At 66.0% G+C, this 18,019-nt stretch carries 16 protein-coding genes; 10 read left to right on the forward strand and 6 right to left on the reverse strand.

All coding sequences use genetic code 11. The features are described 5' to 3' along the window. Positions 1 to 42: 42 nt before the first annotated feature. Both AC20117_RS12275 and AC20117_RS12280 read right to left on the reverse strand, forming a co-directional pair. A complete protein-coding gene (locus tag AC20117_RS12275) occupies positions 43 to 1,203 on the reverse strand; it encodes an acyl-CoA dehydrogenase family protein (protein ID WP_074699491.1) in 1,161 nt (386 codons plus the stop codon). 46 nt (positions 1,204 to 1,249) lie between these two features. After that, on the reverse strand, positions 1,250 to 2,680 hold the full coding sequence (locus AC20117_RS12280; RefSeq protein WP_074699490.1) for an aminotransferase class III-fold pyridoxal phosphate-dependent enzyme: 1,431 nt from the start codon (positions 2,678 to 2,680) through the stop codon (positions 1,250 to 1,252). A 122-nt stretch (positions 2,681 to 2,802) separates the two neighbouring features. Here AC20117_RS12280 and AC20117_RS24150 point away from each other — a divergent pair, with 122 nt between their 5' ends. After that, positions 2,803 to 4,299: a PucR family transcriptional regulator gene (locus tag AC20117_RS24150; protein ID WP_074699489.1), complete on the forward strand. Its 1,497-nt coding sequence runs from the start codon at positions 2,803 to 2,805 to the stop codon at positions 4,297 to 4,299. Positions 4,300 to 4,372: 73 nt separating this feature from the next. Here AC20117_RS24150 and AC20117_RS12290 read toward each other — a convergent pair whose 3' ends face one another. Both AC20117_RS12290 and AC20117_RS12295 read right to left on the reverse strand, forming a co-directional pair. Next, entirely contained in the window at positions 4,373 to 5,557 is a 1,185-nt protein-coding gene (locus AC20117_RS12290) for a CaiB/BaiF CoA transferase family protein (protein WP_074699488.1), read from the reverse strand. A gap of 56 nt (positions 5,558 to 5,613) precedes the next feature. Further along, the gene (locus tag AC20117_RS12295; protein ID WP_418202256.1) at positions 5,614 to 6,966 is read right to left on the reverse strand and encodes an APC family permease; all 1,353 of its coding nucleotides are present in this window, start codon (positions 6,964 to 6,966) and stop codon (positions 5,614 to 5,616) included. A gap of 212 nt (positions 6,967 to 7,178) precedes the next feature. Between AC20117_RS12295 and AC20117_RS12300 the strand changes: the two genes are divergently transcribed. The 9 genes from AC20117_RS12300 (at position 7,179) to AC20117_RS12340 (ending at position 16,390) form a co-directional block, all read left to right on the forward strand. Continuing rightward, positions 7,179 to 8,069, forward strand: coding sequence for a hypothetical protein (locus AC20117_RS12300; protein WP_074699486.1), 891 nt, complete (start codon positions 7,179 to 7,181; stop codon positions 8,067 to 8,069). A 314-nt stretch (positions 8,070 to 8,383) separates the two neighbouring features. After that, complete coding sequence (locus AC20117_RS12305; protein WP_074699485.1) at positions 8,384 to 9,898, forward strand: APC family permease; 1,515 nt, start codon at positions 8,384 to 8,386, stop codon at positions 9,896 to 9,898. Between the two features lie 55 nt (positions 9,899 to 9,953). After that, the gene (locus AC20117_RS12310) at positions 9,954 to 11,153 is read left to right on the forward strand and encodes a cytochrome P450 (RefSeq protein ID WP_074699484.1); all 1,200 of its coding nucleotides are present in this window, start codon (positions 9,954 to 9,956) and stop codon (positions 11,151 to 11,153) included. A gap of 42 nt (positions 11,154 to 11,195) precedes the next feature. After that, entirely contained in the window at positions 11,196 to 11,387 is a 192-nt protein-coding gene (locus tag AC20117_RS12315) for a ferredoxin (RefSeq protein ID WP_074699483.1), read from the forward strand. Position 11,388: 1 nt separating this feature from the next. Further along, positions 11,389 to 12,642 carry an NAD(P)/FAD-dependent oxidoreductase gene (locus AC20117_RS12320; RefSeq protein WP_074699482.1) on the forward strand — a complete coding sequence of 418 codons (1,254 nt, stop codon included), beginning with the start codon at positions 11,389 to 11,391 and terminating at the stop codon, positions 12,640 to 12,642. Between the two features lie 34 nt (positions 12,643 to 12,676). Further along, positions 12,677 to 14,110 (forward strand): glutamine synthetase family protein, encoded by a 1,434-nt coding sequence (locus AC20117_RS12325; protein ID WP_170837935.1) that lies wholly within the window; start codon positions 12,677 to 12,679, stop codon positions 14,108 to 14,110. After that, on the forward strand, positions 14,107 to 14,835 hold the full coding sequence (locus AC20117_RS12330; protein WP_074699481.1) for an ABC transporter substrate-binding protein: 729 nt from the start codon (positions 14,107 to 14,109) through the stop codon (positions 14,833 to 14,835). Before AC20117_RS12325 ends, AC20117_RS12330 begins: the two co-directional genes overlap by 4 nt. After that, positions 14,832 to 15,566: a gamma-glutamyl-gamma-aminobutyrate hydrolase family protein gene (locus AC20117_RS12335; protein ID WP_074699480.1), complete on the forward strand. Its 735-nt coding sequence runs from the start codon at positions 14,832 to 14,834 to the stop codon at positions 15,564 to 15,566. The genes AC20117_RS12330 and AC20117_RS12335 overlap by 4 nt, the downstream gene beginning before the upstream one ends. Continuing rightward, positions 15,563 to 16,390, forward strand: a complete 828-nt coding sequence (locus AC20117_RS12340) for a gamma-glutamyl-gamma-aminobutyrate hydrolase family protein (protein ID WP_074699479.1) — start codon at positions 15,563 to 15,565, stop codon at positions 16,388 to 16,390. The genes AC20117_RS12335 and AC20117_RS12340 overlap by 4 nt, the downstream gene beginning before the upstream one ends. 17 nt (positions 16,391 to 16,407) lie before the next feature. Here AC20117_RS12340 and AC20117_RS12345 read toward each other — a convergent pair whose 3' ends face one another. Both AC20117_RS12345 and AC20117_RS12350 read right to left on the reverse strand, forming a co-directional pair. Further along, complete coding sequence (locus AC20117_RS12345; RefSeq protein WP_074699478.1) at positions 16,408 to 17,124, reverse strand: cache domain-containing protein; 717 nt, start codon at positions 17,122 to 17,124, stop codon at positions 16,408 to 16,410. Beyond that, positions 17,121 to 17,882: a FadR/GntR family transcriptional regulator gene (locus AC20117_RS12350; protein ID WP_074699477.1), complete on the reverse strand. Its 762-nt coding sequence runs from the start codon at positions 17,880 to 17,882 to the stop codon at positions 17,121 to 17,123. Before AC20117_RS12350 ends, AC20117_RS12345 begins: the two co-directional genes overlap by 4 nt. Between the last annotated feature and the right edge of the window lie 137 nt (positions 17,883 to 18,019).

The raw sequence follows: 18,019 nt of genomic DNA on the forward strand, positions 1-18,019 counted from the left end.
GCGCTCTCCTTCAAGTAGCGGAGGGGAATCAGGGAATGGGGGTTACCGGAAGGCGGGTAGGCCGGTGATCTTCTGGCCGAGGATGAGGGTGTGGACTTCATCGGTGCCTTCGTAGGTGCGCACGGATTCGAGGTTGTTGGCGTGGCGCAGCGGCGAGTAGTCCAGCGTGATCCCGTTGCCGCCCAGGATGGAGCGGCATTCGCGGGCGATCTCGATGGCTTCGCGGCAGTTGTTGAGCTTGCCCACGGAGATCTGGTGCGGCTGCAGCTGCCCGGCGTCCTTGAGCCGGCCCAGGTGCAGGGCGAGCAGGAAGCCCTTGTTGATCTCCAGTGCCATGTTGACCAGCTTTTCCTGGGTGAGCTGGTAGCCGGCCAGCGGCTTGTCGAACTGCAGGCGTTCCTTCGAGTAGTCCACGGCGGCCTGCCAGGCGTCGCGGGCCGCGCCCATGGCACCCCAGATGATGCCGTAGCGCGCCTCGTTCAGGCACTCGAACGGGCCGCGCAGCCCCTTCGCATTCGGCAGGACGGCGTCGGCGGGGAGGCGGACGTCGGTCAGTTCGATGTCGCACTGGATGGAGGCGCGCATGGAGAGCTTGGGTTCGATGGGGGTGGCCTTGAACCCGGCGGTTTCGGTGGGGACCACGAAGCCGCGCACGCCGTCGTCGGTCTGTGCCCAGATGATGGCGACCTTGGCCACGGACGCGAGACCGATCCAGCGCTTGGAGCCGTTGAGGATCCAGTCTTCGCCGTCGCGGCGGGCGAAGGTCTTCATGCTGGAGGGATCCGAACCGGCCGTGGGTTCGGTGAGCCCGAAGCAGCCGATCGCCTCGCCGGCGGCCATCTGCGGCAGCCATTCCTGCTTCTGCGTTTCGGAACCGTGCTTGTAGATGGCGCTCATCGCCAGCGAGCCCTGTACGGAGACGAAGGTGCGCAGGCCGGAGTCGCCGGCTTCGAGTTCGGCGCCGGCGATGCCGTATTCCACTGCGGAGCGGCCGGCGCAGCCGTAGCCCTCCAAGTGCATGCCGAGCAAGCCGAGCTTGGCCATCTCCGGGACGATTTCCAGCGGGAAGACTGCCTTCTCATACCAGCCGGCGATGTTGGGCTTGATCGCCGAGTCCACGAAGGAGCGGACGTTCTTCTGCAGCAGCCGCTCCTCCTCACTCAGCAGGGAGTCGAGGGCAATCAGGTCATGATCCTGGGACATGGTTTTCCTTTTTTGATCAGGGGCTAGGGACGTACGACGGCGGGGGTCAGGCGAGTGCCGGGGCGGCGGCTTCCGTTGCGGTTGCGTCGCGGCCGGCCGCGACGTCGACGATGGTCTGGCGCAGGACCGCCAGCCCGTCGCGGAACAGTTCGTCGCCGATGACCAGCGGCGGCAGCAGTCGGATGACGTTGCCGTAGGTCCCGCAGGTTAGCGTCAGCACGCCCTGGGCGTGGCAGCGGGCGGAGATCTCCTTGGCGAGGTCCGCCCGGGGCTCCAGCGTGCCGCGGTCCGCGAACTCGAGGGCCAGCATGGCGCCGCGGCCACGGAACTCTGCGACCACGTCCGTCTCCGCGACGAGCGGCTCGAGCACTTCGCGGGCGGCGGCTTCGATGGCGCGGGCGTTGGCCAGCAGTGTGCCGTCCTCGAACGCCTCGAACACAGCCAGGGCCGCCTCGCAGGCAAGCGGGTTTCCGGCATAGGTGCCGCCGAGCCCGCCGGCGTGGACCGCGTTCATCAGGTCCGCGCGCCCGGTGACCGCGCTGAGCGGGACGCCGTCGGCCAGGGCCTTGGCGCTGAGCGTCATGTCCCCGGCGATGCCCTCGTGCTCGCTGGCGAACAGGGTTCCGGTGCGGCCCATGCCGGCCTGGATTTCGTCGATGACCAGCACGATGCCGTGCTTCGTGGCGATCTCGCGCAAGCCTTTCAGGAAGCCAGGGGCGGGAACAATGAAGCCGCCCTCGCCCTGGATGGGCTCGATGACCATGGCGGCAAAGCTCTCCGCGCCGTACTCGGCGAGCGTTGCTTCGACGGAGGCGAGTGCCGCGGCGGCGACGTCCGCGCCCGAGGCGGGAACGCCGTCGTCGTTGGTTGTTGCGGTTGCAGAGGCCGCGGGGCGGAGCGGATTGGCCGAGGCGGCGCGCACCACCTCGGTGGGGAACGGGCCGAAGTTGAGCCGGTACGGGTTCTCCTTGGCGGTCATCGCCATGGTCATCAGCGAGCGGCCGTGGTACGCCTCGTCGAAGACCAGCACCTTGCTGCGGCCGGTGGCGGAGCGGGCGATCTTGACCGCGTTCTCCACGGCCTCGGCACCGGTCGAGAAGAGGGCGGTGCGCTTCTCGAAGTCGCCCGGCGTGTGCTCGTTGAGCCACATGGCCACCTGGGTGAAGGACTCGTACTCGGTGACCATGAAGCAGGTGTGCGTGAAGCGCTCCAGCTGCGCGGCCACGCGCTCGCGGACCCGCGGGTTGCTGGCGCCGATGCTGGTCACGGCGATGCCGGAGGCGAAATCGATCAGCCGGTTGCCATCCACGTCCTGGAGGATGCCGCCGTCGGCGCGGTCGATGAAGACCGGCAGGGCGATGCCGAAGCCGTCGGTCACATGGGCCTGGCGTTCGGCGTGCAGGGCCTGGGAACGCGGGCCGGGAATGGCGGTGGCCAGGTGGCGGGACTGGGGAAGCGGAGTGAGGCTGGAAGTCATGGGACAAAACTAGTCATTTGCGGCAGGCGGTTCATTGGACAAACTATCCAGAAACCCGGATTCTATAGTCACTACTATCCAAACCTGGCCGCATTGCCGCGTCCGAGGTCGAAGGGAGCACCGTGATCAGTCTGGCGCAGCTGTGCGGGCAGCTGGGAAGCGACCTGGTGCCGGAGGGCGGCGGAGCCGTGCCGCGGCGGCAGATTTCCGGCGTGCACATTTCCGAGCTTGAGGACCCCACGCCGTATCTGGAGGGCGGGGAACTGCTGCTGACCACCGGCATTCCCGTCTCGGCCGGAGCGGAAAAGACCCGCGCCTATGTCCGGCGGCTGGTGCAGCGGAACGTCGCCGCACTCGGCCTGGGCCTGGGCGCCGGGGTCGACGAGGTCCCGGAACCGCTGGCCGAAACGTGCGCCGAGGCGGGACTGGCGCTGCTGCTGGTTCCCGACGGCACCCCCTTCATGAACGTCTCGCGCGCCTACTGGGATCTGGTGGGCAAGGGCGGGCAGGCCGACCTGGCGGCGAGCCTCGGCACGCAGACCGCCCTGGCCCGCGCGGCCACGCGGCCGGACGCGCTGGCCTCCGTGGTCAAGGCACTCGCCCAGGCCCTGGGCGGCTGGGTGGTCTACCTGCCGGCAGACGGGGGAGTGGAGACCCTGTGGCCGGACACCGTCAGCGGCGTGGTTCCGCTTCTGCGCGAGGAAACAGCCCGTTTCAACATGGCCGGAACGCAGTCCGCCGCCACCTTCCAGCTCTACGGCACGGACGTGGTGGAATACCCCGTGCTGGTGGGCCGGTGCACCGCGGGGTACTTGGCGATCGGCGCAGGCCGGAAGCTGGGCAAGACGGACCGGCAGATCATCCTGACCGTCTGCGTGCTGCTCTCGCTGAAGGCACAGCAGGACCAGGAGGCGTCCGGCGCGTCGGCGATGATGGGGGCGGCGGTGGCCAAACTGGTGCTGAAGGGGTACGTGGACGCCGCGCGCGCCCTCGCCGCCGACCTGGAGCTGGACGGCATGCCGGGACAAATCCGCCTGCTGGTCCTGCGCGGAAGCCAACCGGAAGCCGGGGCACCGGGCGATGCCGCGGCGGCCGTGACGGCGCTGCGCGAAGAGGAACCGTGGTCCGGACTGGCTGCGGCCGTCCGCAACTGCCGGCTGCGCTATACCGCCGACGGGTTCACCTATTTCCTGCTCGACGCCGGCAGCCAACCAGTCGCCGGCGCCTCGTCCGGTTCACGGGAAGCACCGCCGGAAGGCATGTCCGCAGCTATCAGCCTGCCGTTGCCGCTGGAGCAGGCGTCCACCGCGGTGGCCGAGGTGGTTGCTGCGGCGCGGCGGGCCGACGACGGCGTGCTCGCCCAGGTCAAGGGCGGGCTCGACGCCAGGGCCGAGGCCTGGGTGGCCGCGCTCGCCGGCTACGCCCGCGCGGACCTGGTCCAGACGGTCCGCTCCTACCTGCGGCACCGCGGCCAATGGGAAATTACCGCGCGCGACCTGAACCTGCACCGCAACTCGCTGCGGCACCGGATCTCGATCGCGGCCAAGCTGATCGACGCGGACCTGGATGATCCGGACGTCGCGGCCAACCTCTGGCTGGCCCTGCGCCGCACCGGCTAAGGCAGCGGTTGAAAAACCAGGACTACGACGGCGGGAGGCGCCCGCCGTCGTCGTCCTTGGGTTTCGTGGATGGTCAGTTCTCCTTGAGCCAGGCCCGGACGACTTCGTCATGTTCGCCGAGTTGGGGCGGGGCGGCGGTGCGCGGCTGCAGCGGGGGAGTCCAGGTGGCAGGGTGGCGGACCTGGCGGCCCACCGCAGCGCCGTCGGGGGCATGAACCTCTATGGTCGGGTTTAGGCCCAGTGACTCGGCGAACTGGAGTCCGTCGTCGATCCCGGCCACGTGGCCGGCCGGTACACCGGCGCTGTTGAGCTTGTCCTGCCAGATCTGTGCTCCGGCGATCGACAGGGCCGCCTCCAGGATCGTGACCAGTTCCGCGCGGTGGGCCACACGGGCGCTGTTGGTGGCGAACCGCTCGTCGTCGGCCAGCCCGGGGGAACCGATCACGGCCGCGAGCTTCCGGAACTGCCCGTCGTTGCCGCACGCCACTGCCAGCGGCCCGTCCTCGCACTGGAGCAGCTGGTAGGGAACGATGGACGGGTGCCCGTTGCCCATCCGGCCGGGGACCTTGCCCGCCCCAAGGTACGCCTGGGCCTGGTTGGCCAGCGCGCCCTGAAGGCTGGAGAGCAGGTTCAGCTCCAGATGCGCCCCGCGCCCCGTGGCGGCCCTGGCATTCAGTGCCGCGAGCACGCTGATGGTGGTGTCCTTGGCCGTGAGTACGTCCACCAGGGCAACGCCGGCCTTCATCGGGCCGCCGTCCGCCTCGCCGGTGATGCTCATGAGCCCGCCGAGCGCCTGGACAATGAAGTCGTAGCCAAGCAGATCCGCGCCGCCGCTGCTGCCGAAACCAGTGATGGAAGCGTAGATCAGCCCCGGGTTTTCGCGGCTCAGGTCTTCATAGCCGAGCCCGAGTTTGTCCATTCCTCCGGGCTTGAAGTTCTCCACGAGGACGTCGGCCCGGGCGGCGAGCTTGCGCGCCAGCTCGAGGTCGCCGTCGTCCGTGAGGTCGAGGCAGACGGACTCCTTGTTCCGGTTCACGCTCTCGAAGTATGTCGCTCCCGTGGCCGAGTACGGGGGACCCCACTTGCGGGTGTCGTCGCCGGCCCCGGGCCGCTCTACCTTGATCACCCGGGCGCCGAGGTCGGCCAGGGTCATGGTGGCCAGCGGGCCGGCGAGGACGCGGGAGAAGTCCGCGACGACGATCCCCTCAAGGGGCAAAGTGCCGGATGTAGCGGGGTCGGGGGAGCCGGTGGTAATCATGGAATTCCTTCTGACGGTGCGGCGGTAAATTTGTTGTCGGGAGCCAGCTGTGCAGGTCAGCGACGGCGTGCGGCCAGTCTTGCGTGCAGTTCGTCTTCGGCGTTCGGGCCGCCCTTGATGCCGGCCGGAATGCGGAACAGGAAGATGGCACCGAGGACCCACCATAGGCCGAACAAGGTCCATGGGGCGCCACCGATGGAAGCGGGCATGCCCGGGATGTACAGGCTCAGCAGTCCGGCGCACAGCAGGACGGAGGCGCCGCCGATCCAGATGCCGCCGTTGCCCTTCCCGCCGACCCGCAGAGGGCGGTCCATTTTCGGCTCCTTGCGGCGCAGGATGACAAAGGCGATGCCGACCAGCAGGTACGCGATGACGATGCTGGGGGAGCCGGAATCAACGAGCCAGCCGAGCATCGCCGTGCCGAAGAACGGGGCCAGGACGGAGAGGCCGCCAATGAAGAGCAGCGCGTTGACCGGGGTACGGAACTTCGGATGGAGCTTGCCGAACCACGCCGGCAGCATGCCCGACTTGGCCATGGCATAGAGCAGCCTGGATGCGCCCATCAGCAGCGAGTTCCATGAGGTCAGGATGCCGGCGATGCCGCCGGCAATAAGGACCTTGGCCATGAGATCGGAGTTGAACAGGGCGCCCATGGCGTCCGCCGTGGCCAGTTCCGTTGCGGCCAGTTCGGACGCGGGCATGGCCGACGAGGTTGTCAGGATGACGGCGACATACCAGACGGCCGCGATCAGCACGGAGATGACCACCAGCTTGCCGACCTTCTTCGCGGGGATGTTCACTTCCTCCGCGGACTGCGGGATCACGTCGAAGCCCACAAACATGAACGGCACAATGACCAGGACGGCGAAGAACCCGGCCAAACCGTTGTTGAAGAACGGTTCCATGTTCTCCGTGCTGCCGCCCGTCGTGGAGCCGAACAGGAGCAGAGCGCCCACCGCGAAGAGGAACAGGATGACGAACAGCTGGACAGTGCCGGCGATCTTGACACCCAGGATGTTGATGGCCGTAATAACGACGGCGGCAATCACGCCTACCAGCGCCCAGCTGAGATAGACCTCGGCGCCGGCAACTTCCCAGAGACGGACCTTGTTCAGCTCCGGGAAGAGATACAGCGCGGTCCGCGGGAGCGCCACCGCCTCGAACGCCACAATGGTGATGTAGCCGCCGGTGATCGCCCAGGATCCGATGAAGGACCAGCGTGCGCCCATCGACCGGAGCAGATAGTTGTGCTCGCCGCCCGCAAACGGCATGGCCGCCACGAGCTCAGCGTAGGTCAGCCCGACGACGGCCATGATCACGCCGCCGGCCAGCATCGCGGCTGCGGCACCGAACGTGCCGGCTCCTTCAATCCAGCCGCCGGTCAGGACAACCCAGCCGAAGCCGACCATCGCCCCGACGCCGATGGCCAAGGTGTCCCAATTACTGAGGACGCGCTTGAGCTTGGCTTCCGGAGCCCGAGTTGTTCTGTTGGCCAGCCGTTCGGTCATAGTTCCATCCCTTTGTTTGACTGCGCCCAAGCCTAGTGACCTGCAACACAGGCTGAATTGGATAATTTGTCCAGAGTGTTGGTCGAACTGTCCGGGGGACTAGGATTTTGCCCATGCAGGACGCGCAGGTTCCTCCTGATTGTGCGGGCCGGCTGGACGGGGCGGACGCGGAGAGCCTCGCGGCGGAGGCCATTCTGGCGCGCCTGCAGGGGTTGTCGCCGCTACTGGGCCGGGACACGGACGGCGACCACATCGAACCCAAGTCCCCGTTGTTCCTGCTTGATGAGCGGTTCGCCCCCTCCTACAGTGTCAGCCGCATAATCCGGCAGTCGCTCTCTGCCGTGGCGGACAACGCCAACGCGCTGCGGCGGCTGGTGTTTGTCGAAGATCCCGACGGCCCTGACTATTACCGGCAGAACACGCATGCGCCGTACTCGCTCGTGCGCACCATCATCGAATGCGCGACGACGGTCCTTTGGGCGCTGCTGCCCGAAGACGGGCGCGAACGCTCCCGCCGCACGCTGGTGCTCATCGCCCGGGAGGTCTTCAACGCGTCATCCTTCTGGGATGCCTACCTGGAAGAGTTCCGTCCCGGCGAGCATGCGCCTGCCGTGGAGTACTTCGACGGACTGCGCCAAGCGGTCAATGATGCGGCGCAGTCGATGGGGCTCCCGCCGGTCTTCAGCCGGAAAGCGAGCGGCAGTTGGGGCTATGCCACGAAGAACCGCACGCAGACGGCCATCCTGAAGGACTTGCGCGCCGACGGCGATGTGCCGGCCGAGCTGATCTTTGTCTGGCAGTTTTGCAGCGGATACTCCCACGGACTGGAGTGGGCCGCTTCCATTGGAAACAGCTATCCCGACCCCGGCCGTGCACCTGGCCCGGAGCAGCTCCCCGCCGGGAGCATGGAGCAGCTCCGCCGAATCTGCGATGCCGCCTTCGACCTCGTTCCCCGCGCCTGGGGAGCCTACGATCTGAGCCGCCGCGCCTGGCCCTTGCTCTGAGCGTCAGGGCGAAAAGAAAAAATACAGCGGAAACGAAGCTTTTCGCTGGACCGGTTGGAGTTGTGATCCGGCTCTTTATCGTGCCCGTTGCCTTGGAAATACCTTGATTTCGAGCGGAAAGACGGACACGGGCCGCGTTGCCCCCAAAGATGCCAGCATTTACCCCTTGCCAGAATAAACATTCATTTGTAGAGTTTTTCAGTGATCGCGGTCACGTGAGGTGCATCACGGCGGGGACATGGGGGTTCAGCGTTGATGTACCGGCCGCTTCCATCCGACTTACTGCCTTGACTCACCGTTCAAGAAGGAGAGCAATGTCTGCCGAAATGACGAAGCCCGCTGGGGAGGCCGGCATCGATGAAGATGCCGCGCACCTCGCCAGCCTTGGCTATTCGTACGATCAGCAATTCAAGCGCGAAATGACGTTCTGGGGCAACGTGTCCCTGGGCTTCACCTATTTGTCCCCTGTTGTCGGTATCTATTCATTGTTCGCGGCCTCGCTCGGCATCGCCGGACCGCCCATGTTCTGGTCGCTGATTATTGTCGGCGTCGGCCAGTTGCTGGTCGCCACAGTCTTCGGCGAAGTCGTTTCCAACTACCCGGTGGCCGGCGGCGTGTACCCGTGGTCCCGCCGGCTTTGGGGCCGCAAATGGGGCTGGATGAACGGCTGGGTGTACCTGTGCGCCCTGCTGGCTACCATCGCCAGCGTTGCCTATGGCGCCGGGCCCTTCCTTAGCTCACTGCTGGGGATGGAGAGCAGCGTCAACTCCGTGATCATGGCCGCTCTGGCCGTCATCCTGCTGGCCACCGTGCTGAATCTCGGCGGCACCAAAGTCTTGAACAAGGTGGCCATGCTCGGCCTGCTCGCCGAACTGGGTGGCGCTCTGGTGGTCGGCATCTGGCTGATGGTAGCGGCCCGCGAACACGATCTGGGCGTCCTGTTCCAGAGCTTCGGGGCAGGCGAAGGCAGCAACTACTTCATCGCCTTTGCCGCGGCCGGCCTCATCGGCATCTACCAGTACTACGGCTTCGAGGCCTGCGGCGACGTCGCCGAAGAGGTCCCGAACCCCGGGCGCACCATCCCCAAGGCCATGCGCATGACCATCTACATCGGTGGCTTCGCGGCGATGTTCGTCTGCCTGTCCCTGATCCTCGCGGTCCCCGATTTCGGCGCAGTGATCAGCGGCGCCGACCCCGATCCGGTGGGCAACGTGCTGCTCTCGGCCTTCGGACCGGTCGGCTTCAAGGTAGTGCTCGCCGTCGTACTCATCTCCTTTGTCTCCTGCGTCCTGAGCCTGCAGGCTGCTTCCTCCCGCCTGGCGTACTCGATGGCCCGCGACGGTATCCTTCCGGCCAGCAAACTGCTCAGCAAGTTCAGCGAATCCCGCCACGTTCCGCCGTATGCCCTGCTGCTGGCCGGCCTGGTTCCGGCACTGATCGTGATCGGCTCCAAGGTCTCCGAGGATGCCCTGATCACCATCATTTCCTTCGCCGCCATGGGTATGTACATGGGCTTCCAGATGGTGGTGCTCGCCGCGCTGCGTGCCCGGCTCAAGGGCTGGAAGCCGCGCGGCGCCTTCCAGCTGGGCGCCTGGGGCACTCCGGTCTACGTGGCCGCACTGGCCTGGGGCGTGCTCGGCATGGTGAACATGGCTTGGCCGCGGACCCCGGAGGCCGGCTGGTTCTCCAACTACATCGTGCTGATCTCGGCGGTCGGCGTCGTCGTAATCGGCCTGGTCTACATGGCGTGGAAGAAGCCCTACCTCAAGGGTGACGCGCCCTTCGGGGATGCCGTCCCCTCCGCGCCGGCACGTTCCCTCAAGCCCTAACGCGGTTGCCGCGCCCTTCAGTTCCATCAGCAAAGAAAGAAACAGGTTCCACATCATGAGTACGCCTACCGTCCAGGTTCCCTACCTGAACATCTCGGATCCATCGTTCGCCATGCAGTCCGAAGAGCTGCGCGCGGCCCGGGAGCAGAGCTGGTACGCACGGACCAACTATGGCATCGCCGTGCTGCGGTATGACGAGGTCAGCAAGCTGCTCAAGAGCCCCAAGCTCTCGCAGGGCAGCGCCAAGTGGCCGGCGCACAACGGCGTCCACGGCGGGCTCTTCTATGACTGGTGGACCAAGAACCTGCTGGTACTGGAGGGCGAGGACCACCACCGGATCCGGCGCCTGCTCAACCCGGCCTTCTCGCCCCGGCTGATCAAGGACCTGGTGCCGCGCTTCCAGGCCCTGGCGAACGAGCTGATCGACGCCTTCATCGACAAGGGTGAATGCGAGTTCATCCGGGACTTTGCCGAACCGTATGCCACGCGGGTGTTGACCATCCTGCTGGGCATTCCGGAAAGCGAATGGCCGACGATTGCCCGGCTGGCCTCGACCGTAGGACTGGCACTGGGCGTGACCTTCAAGCAGGACCTGGCGAAGGTGGACGCCGCCGTCGCCGAGCTCTACGAATACGCCGAGGAGCTGATCAAGGACCGCCAGGCCAATCCGGGCGAAGACTTCGTCAGCCGCCTGGTACTGGCCAACCGCGACGGCGACCGGCTCAGCGACGAGGAGCTGCGCAACGCACTGGTGCTGCTGATCTTCGGCGGCATGGACACCACGCGCAACCAGCTCGGGCTGGCCATGCAGTCCTTCATGCACAACCCGGAGCAGTGGGAACTGCTGGCCCAATGTCCGGACCTGGGCGGCAAGGCCGTGGAGGAAGTCATGCGTATCAACCCCACGGTCACCTGGGTGACACGGGAGGCAGTCGAGGACTTCACCTACCAGGACCTGTTCATCGAAAAGGGCACCACCGTCCACCTGTTCACGCAGTCATCGGGCACCGACCCGAAGGCTTTCCCGAACCCGGAGATGGACCTGCTCGGCGAGCACGCTCCGCACTACGGATTCGGCGGCGGCGTGCACCACTGCCTGGGGCACTTTGTGGCGCGCGCGGACATGAGCGAGGCGTTGCCGCTGCTGGCCAGCCGCATGGCCCAGCCGCACCTGGCCGGCGGGGACGAGTGGCTGCCGGACTCGGGCAACACCGGTCCGATCCGCCTGCCCATCGGCTTCACCAAGCGGTCCTAGCGGCCCTGAAAACCTGCAGACATCTTAGGAAGGACAAATCTGATGAAGACCATCGACGTAGACCGCAGCCTCTGCGACAACCACGGCCAGTGCGCCATCGCCGCGCCGGATGTGTTCCGGATGAACGCCGACGGCGAGCTCGAGTACGAGGCAACTTTCGACGACGGACTGCTGGACGAGGTGGAGGAAGCCATCGACGTCTGCCCGGTCCAGGCGATCTTCCTCAAGGACTGACATGAGCCGCAGAATTGTCATTGCAGGAGCCTCGATGGGAGGACTGCGCGCCGCCGAACAACTGCGCGCAGCTGGCTGGGACGAAGAGATCGTCGTCGTTGGCGATGAGATTCATCCGCCCTATAACCGGCCCCCGCTGTCCAAGGACCTGCTCGCCGCACCCGGTTCCCGCGAGGAGGCGCTTGCCGCGGTACAGCTTCGGCAACGCCGCACGGCCACCGATATCCGATGGCGGCTCGGCGCCGCGGTTACCGCGGCGGACCTCGCTGCCCGCACCCTGACGCTGGGCACTGGGGAAGAGCTGGCGTACGACGGATTGGTGATTGCCACCGGTCTCCGGCCACGGCGGGTGCCGGTTCCCGGACCCACTGCCGGCCGCCATGTGATCCGCCGTCTCGAGGACACTTTGGTGTTGCACGGCGAGCTCAAGCCCAAAACCAGGGTGGTGGTGATCGGCGCCGGTTTCATCGGCTGCGAGGCTGCCGCGACTGCGGCCGGTCTGGGCTGCCAGGTCTCGCTCATCGAGGGGACCGGCGGCCCGATGGAACGCCCGCTCGGCCGCGAACTGAGCGCCGGTATCCGCACCTTCCTGCAGACGCACGGCATTGATTGCGTTGCCGGCAAACGGGTCACCGAGTTCCTCGACGTGCCCGGAACCTACACGGAAGGCGCCGGGCGCTGTGCAGGTGTCCGGCTCGAGGACGGCACGGAAGTAGCCGCCGACGTCGTTATTGAGGCCGTCGGCTCGCTCCCGAACGTCGAGTGGCTGGCGGGAAACGGACTGGACCTCAGCGACGGCGTGCTTTGCAACGAACACCTCCAGGTGCTCGGAGCGGAACACGTGGTTGCGGTGGGCGACGTTGCCCGCTACCCGGACCGTCGCGCCGGAGGACCTGCCCGCCGCGTTGAACATTGGGCCACTCCGGCCGATACGGCCAAAATCGCCGCGCCGGCACTGGTGGCGAGGCTCAAGGGCGATGTTGTTCCCGAGCCGGCGGCACCGTTGCCGTCTTTCTGGACCGACATCTTCAAGACCCGCATCCAGGGGGTCGGCAGCCCCGCACTGGCCGACACCATCGAGGTTCTCGAAGGAAACCCGTCCCGCCCTTGGGAGGGAACCGCCCTGGCTTACTACCGCGACGGCCGGTTGATCGGCGCGGTGACCGCAGCCCTGCCGGCGGACCGCCAACTGCACTACCGCAAGCTCGTGAACGAATCCGGCATCCCCGCCGGCGCCAATCTGGCAGCCGTCTGACCGGCATCGCACACTGACGAGAAAGAAGACCATCATGACACTCACCCCCGTGCGGCCCGATCTGGCCGCCATCGACCTGCAGCAATCCCTCAACGACCGCGGTGCCTTCGCACGGCACCAGGAGCGCAACCTGCGTCCCGAAACCGTGCGCGAGCTCGGCCGCAAGATCGAGGAGGCCGGCGTCGAGTATGTGTACTACGCGCTGCCGACCATCGGCTCCCGCATGGTGGCCAAAATGGTCCCGGCCAACCACTTCAAGCGCAACCTGGAAAAGGGCATCTGCTTCCACCGGACGGCGCTGTCCGACTTGCAGAATGACCGCCACGGCAACCTGATCGGCGGCGGGATCGAGGCGCGTGAGTTCTGGGCACTACCGGAGCCCGATACATTCGTGGTGCTGCCGTGGGACACCTCGGTGGCGCGGATCTTCTGCACGGCCTACGAGCCCCCGCACCTGCCGGAGGTCGGCGGCCGCCTGCTCCCGATCGACACCCGCTCGCTGCTGATCCGCTCGCACGAGGCCTTCACCGCCGGCACCGGCTTCGAGGTCCGCTCCGGAACCGAACCCGAGATGACCTGGGAGGGCCCCGGCCTCGAAGTGGTCAAGAAGCCCGGCACCAGCCCGGCCTACCAGGTGGAGAACCTGGAGCGGATGCGTCCGATCTACAAGAAGCTGGTCACCTACGCCAAGGCCATGGGCCTGGACATGATTGAGGGCGACTACGAAGACGACGGCCAGCTCGAGCTCAACTGGATGTACGACCGGGTGGAAAACACGGCCGACCGGCTGGTCACCTACCGCCAGATCTGCAAGCAGGTGGCCCGCGAATTCGGCGTCACCGCCAGCTTCATGCCCAAGCCCTACAACGGCCAGATGGGCAACGGCTGCCACCACAACCTGAGCCTCTGGGACGGCGACACCAACGTGATCGAGGACGACGGCAGGGTGGAACTGCACGTTTCCGAGACGGCTAAGCACGCCATCGGCGGCCTGCTCACGCACGCTCCCGGTTCGATGGCGGTCATGGCCAGCACCGTGAACTCCTACAAGCGGTTCTGGGACGCCGGCCAGTTCGCTCCCAGCACGGCGAACTGGGGCCTGGACAGCCGCGGCTGCCTGGTGCGCATCTCCTCCAACGGCCGGATGGAGTACCGGGTCCCGGACGCGGCAGTGAACCCGTACCTGTCCCATACGCTGCTCATCGCCGCGATGGAGGACGGCCTGAACCGCCGGCTGGATCCCGGGATGCCCGACGACGGCGGTGCGGACGTTCCGGCCCTCGGCGGCCAGCTGCCGCTCACCCTGGGCGACGCGATCGACGCCTTCGTCTCCGACACCTACCTCACCTCGGCGCTGCCGGCGGACCTGGTATCGATCTACACGCAGCTGAAGCAGGAGGAATGGGCCCGCTACTGCGGCGCCATCACCGAATGGGACCGCGAGATGTACTGGGAGACCATTCCGTGAGCCGCGTCGAGACTCTTTCAGCGGGAATCCTGCGCCTGGCCTGCATCGACTCCGAGGCGCCGCCGCTGTTCAACCTCGTTGACGACGCCGGCAACCGCCGCGGGTACGAGCCCGAGGCGGCCGAGCTGGTGGCTTCGGTGCTCGGCCTGCGCATCGAATGGGCCTACCTCGACTGGGACGACATGCTGCCCGCCGTCCGCGACCACCGCGTGGATGCGGTCTGGTGCGGCCAAGGCATCATCCCGGAACGGCAGGAAGTGGTGAACTTTACCGACCCGTACGCGGTGTTCGACGAGACCGTGCTGGTGCGCAAGGGCGATCCTGCCCGTTCGCCGGAGGACCTGGCCGGCTACAAAGTGGCGGCCATCGAAGGCAGCGCCAACATGAGACTGGCCGTCACCTTCGAGGGAGCCGAACCGGTTGCCTTCACCGGGGCGGACGTGTTCGGCGACATGCTGGCCGCCCTGCGCAACGGTGAGGTGGATGCCATGGTGGACGACGACGTCGTGACCGTGCCGCTTGGCGAAGACCCGGCGTACGATGTCGCTTTTACGCACCCCACGGGTAACCGGTGGGGGATCGGTGTGGCCAAGGACAACCCCTTCCTGCTGGCCGAGCTCAACACGGCACTGGCAACGGTGGTGGCAGACGGGCGGCTGGAGCGGATCTGGACCAAGTGGATGCCGCACCTGCCGTACCCGCTGGCGGCGGAGGTGGCCGTATGAGCCGCCCCTTGATCGGCGTTCCGGGCATGTGGTCCAACTCCGTCCACGGCCTGCGCTTCGATGGCGTTGCCGTGGCGGCCAAGGTGCTGCGCTGCATCGTTGCTGCCGGCGGGGAACCTGTCATCATGTTCCCGGGAAGCGGTGACAGCGCCGCCGAGCAGGTTGCCCGGTTCGACGGCGTGCTGCTTCCCGGCGGCGCCGACGTGGCACCCGAGCTCTACGGCGCAGAACCGGACGAACATTACTGGCCCACCGACTACTCCGGCCAGGACGCGTATGAATCGGCCATCATGGCCGCCTGCCTTGAAGCGGGAGTCCCGCTGCTGGCGATCTGCCGCGGACTGCAGTTGCTCAACGTATCCCGGGGCGGGACTCTGCTGCAGCATCTGGAACCGGGAACCGTGCAGCATAAGGATGCGATACATCCGGTTGCAGTTTCGGAAGGGTCATTGCTGGCAACCGTGGTCGGCAGCGGGCAGGTGGATGTCTCCTCGTACCACCACCAGGCCGTGGGCGCACTCGGTGACGGGCTGGAAGTGACGGCGACCGCAGCGGACGGCGTGGTGGAAGCGCTCGAAGTGCCGGGAGCTTCCATGCTCGCCGTCCAATGGCACCCGGAAGACACCGCAGAGACCAATCCCGCCGACCACGCGCTGTTCGTCTGGATTGTCGACGCAGCCAGGCAGCGCCGTGACGCGGCTGCCGCCGCAGAACTGGCAGGTGCCCGGTGAGTGGGCTGCGGGTCAACCCCGCGGACGTGGTTCCCGCCGCCTTCGAGCACCTGCCAGCAGACGCACCGCGCGTCGCCGTCGTCGTTTCACTGACGTTCCTGGGGATGACCCAGCAGACGCTGGAGCTGATGGAGCGGTTTACGCGTGTTGCGTTTGAAACGCTGCTGGCAGCTGGAGCCCGGGCCGAGCTGGTGGACAGTGCGGCGGAACACCTGACTCCCGAAGCGGAGCTGGCCAAGTACGACGGAGTCCTCTTCCTGGGTGGCGGCGACGTGGACGCATCGCTGTATGGCCACACCGGACCGGTGCCGAACTCCTACGGAGTCGATCTGCGGGCGGACCAGTACTGTGTGGACCTGATCCACGGTGTGCTGGAGCGGGACCAGCCGTTGCTCGCCATCTGCCGGGGGTCGCAGTTGCTCAACGTAGCCTGCGGCGGCACGCTGATCCCTGATCTGGATCCCTGGCATCTGCACCGCGGGGGACCGGGACAGCCGATGTTCCTGGACGAGAAAGTGAACCTGGCTCCGGGCTCGAAGGTGGCGGCCATCCTTGGCCGTCCCACGGTGAGCGTGCGCTCGGGGCATCATCAGGCGGTGGGAACCGTGGCAGCTGAACTGAAGGTTGCCGCGCTGGCGCAGGACGGTGTGGTTGAAGGTACGGAGCATCCGGGCAAGACCTGGGTGGTCGGCGTGCAATGGCATCCGGAGGATTCGGACGGGGACGCGAATGATCGATCCCTGTTGTTCGAAGAGTTCGTGCGCCAGAGCAGGCTGAATCCGGCGGCTGCGCCCGACAGGCCGCAGGAGCCGGCCAACGCCTGATCGGTTGATCTGCGCGGTTATCCGGCCGCGCAGATCAACTGCAGGTTCAGGTTGGGGACGTTCAGCGGTATGAAGCAGAATCCTTCCGGCGCTGCCTTGATCCGTTCCCCCACAATGAAGCGTCCCGAGTTTCCGAGGATCACGCGGTTCTGGCCATTCAGGATGGCGGCATCTCCAGGAATCCGGCGGACGATCGGAATGAACTTGTTTTCGATGTCGCGGATCCGGATGTCGCAGCCGGTTACACCGATGAAGGTTCCATGGACATAGGTCGGCACGGCATGAGTCATGATGTATTCGTCGAAACCGAGATAGTCAACATAGGGTCCGGCAACGGACTGCCTGCCGGTCTTGGCTGCGATGGAAAACCAGGGGAGCTGCTCATAGTCGTAGAACCGTTCGCCCTCGGGAGCTAAATCGAAATCCAGCTTTTCGATATTCCCGGAGTCAGTTCTGAACCACCATTCCAATACTCCCTCCGCGTCTTTGATTGCCGAGATCGAAAAGATTACTCCGGCCCCGACAACAATGTCGTGGGAATTGAGGAATGCGCTGGATATTTCGCGTAATCCGGTAATGTCTTTTGGCGATATTTTTATGCCTGCGGGAATTTTTCCTTCGAGCTGTTTTTCCACCGTGTGAGCGGTGTCGTATAGGTCCTGGTACAGCTCATTGAGCCATGCCTCGATGGCCGTCGCACTGCTGATGGCGCGGGGTGAGGCGGGCGCGGTCATGAGATCTCCTGTTCATCGCCTGCATGGGCAAGCGTGAGCTTGGTGTCAATGAGGTGGTAGGTGTTCCGCCGGATATGTTCGACAACCAGGCGCTGCGCGTCGTCTGGTTCGTCCGCCCTGATCGCATCGACGATACGCACATGCTCACGGGCGGCCGTGGCCGGGTCGAAAACACCGGCGATGGGACTCCACAGAAGCTGGCCGACCTCGGATTGCAGCCGGATCTCCAGGCTGGTGAGCCGCGGAGACTGGGCGACCACGGCCAGTTCAATGTGGAAGCGGCTGTCTGATCTCGCCTGAGTTTCCGGGGAATCGGCTCCGGCCAGTGCCTTCGCCAGCTGTTCCAGCCTGTCCAGATCCTTGGGATGCGCGCGATCGCACGCCAGACGGGCCGCTGCTGCGGCCACAGCGGTTTGCTCGTCGCCGAGATCCCGTAGATCGGCGATGGAAGTATCCCGGAGATATTTCCGCAACTGCTGTTCCTGGGCAGCCGGCGACTTCACCACGAACGTTCCGCCGTTTCGGCCCCGGCGTGTTTCAACTACGCCCCGCTCCCTTAGTTCAGCGAGGGCTTCACGCAGGGTCGCTCCCGCAACGCCGAACATGTCGGAAAGCTCGGACTCTACGGGCAACCGTTCGCCGACGCGGAGCATGCCCAGGGCAATTGCCGTGGATATCCTCTGGACTATGGCCTCGGACCGTTCCTTTTCAGGCAGGGAGCGATAAATCTGGGACTGCAGCGCCGGCGGTGATGCCACGATTCTCTCCCTTCTGCGGAGCGACAACTGAATGTCGGGTTTCCGGCGAATCACTTATGGGGCATTCTACTTTATCGCCGCCGGCGTATATCAGCCATTCGGCAGCGAAAGACATATCAAGAAATGTCTCGTAATTG

The sequence above is a fragment of the Arthrobacter crystallopoietes genome (assembly GCF_002849715.1).
GTDB classification, from domain to species: Bacteria; Actinomycetota; Actinomycetes; order Actinomycetales; family Micrococcaceae; genus Crystallibacter; species Crystallibacter crystallopoietes.

Coding starts and splice junctions, on each gene's coding strand:
- AC20117_RS12275 (WP_074699491.1), bottom strand. CDS start 1,203: ATGTCCCAGGATCATGACCTGATTGCCCTCGACTCCCTGCTGAGTGAG.
- AC20117_RS12280 (WP_074699490.1), bottom strand. CDS start 2,680: ATGACTTCCAGCCTCACTCCGCTTCCCCAGTCCCGCCACCTGGCCACC.
- AC20117_RS12290 (WP_074699488.1), bottom strand. CDS start 5,557: ATGATTACCACCGGCTCCCCCGACCCCGCTACATCCGGCACTTTGCCC.
- AC20117_RS12295 (WP_418202256.1), bottom strand. CDS start 6,966: ATGGTCGGCTTCGGCTGGGTTGTCCTGACCGGCGGCTGGATTGAAGGA.
- AC20117_RS12300 (WP_074699486.1), top strand. CDS start 7,179: ATGCAGGACGCGCAGGTTCCTCCTGATTGTGCGGGCCGGCTGGACGGG.
- AC20117_RS12305 (WP_074699485.1), top strand. CDS start 8,384: ATGTCTGCCGAAATGACGAAGCCCGCTGGGGAGGCCGGCATCGATGAA.
- AC20117_RS12310 (WP_074699484.1), top strand. CDS start 9,954: ATGAGTACGCCTACCGTCCAGGTTCCCTACCTGAACATCTCGGATCCA.
- AC20117_RS12315 (WP_074699483.1), top strand. CDS start 11,196: ATGAAGACCATCGACGTAGACCGCAGCCTCTGCGACAACCACGGCCAG.
- AC20117_RS12320 (WP_074699482.1), top strand. CDS start 11,389: ATGAGCCGCAGAATTGTCATTGCAGGAGCCTCGATGGGAGGACTGCGC.
- AC20117_RS12325 (WP_170837935.1), top strand. CDS start 12,677: ATGACACTCACCCCCGTGCGGCCCGATCTGGCCGCCATCGACCTGCAG.
- AC20117_RS12335 (WP_074699480.1), top strand. CDS start 14,832: ATGAGCCGCCCCTTGATCGGCGTTCCGGGCATGTGGTCCAACTCCGTC.
- AC20117_RS12345 (WP_074699478.1), bottom strand. CDS start 17,124: ATGACCGCGCCCGCCTCACCCCGCGCCATCAGCAGTGCGACGGCCATC.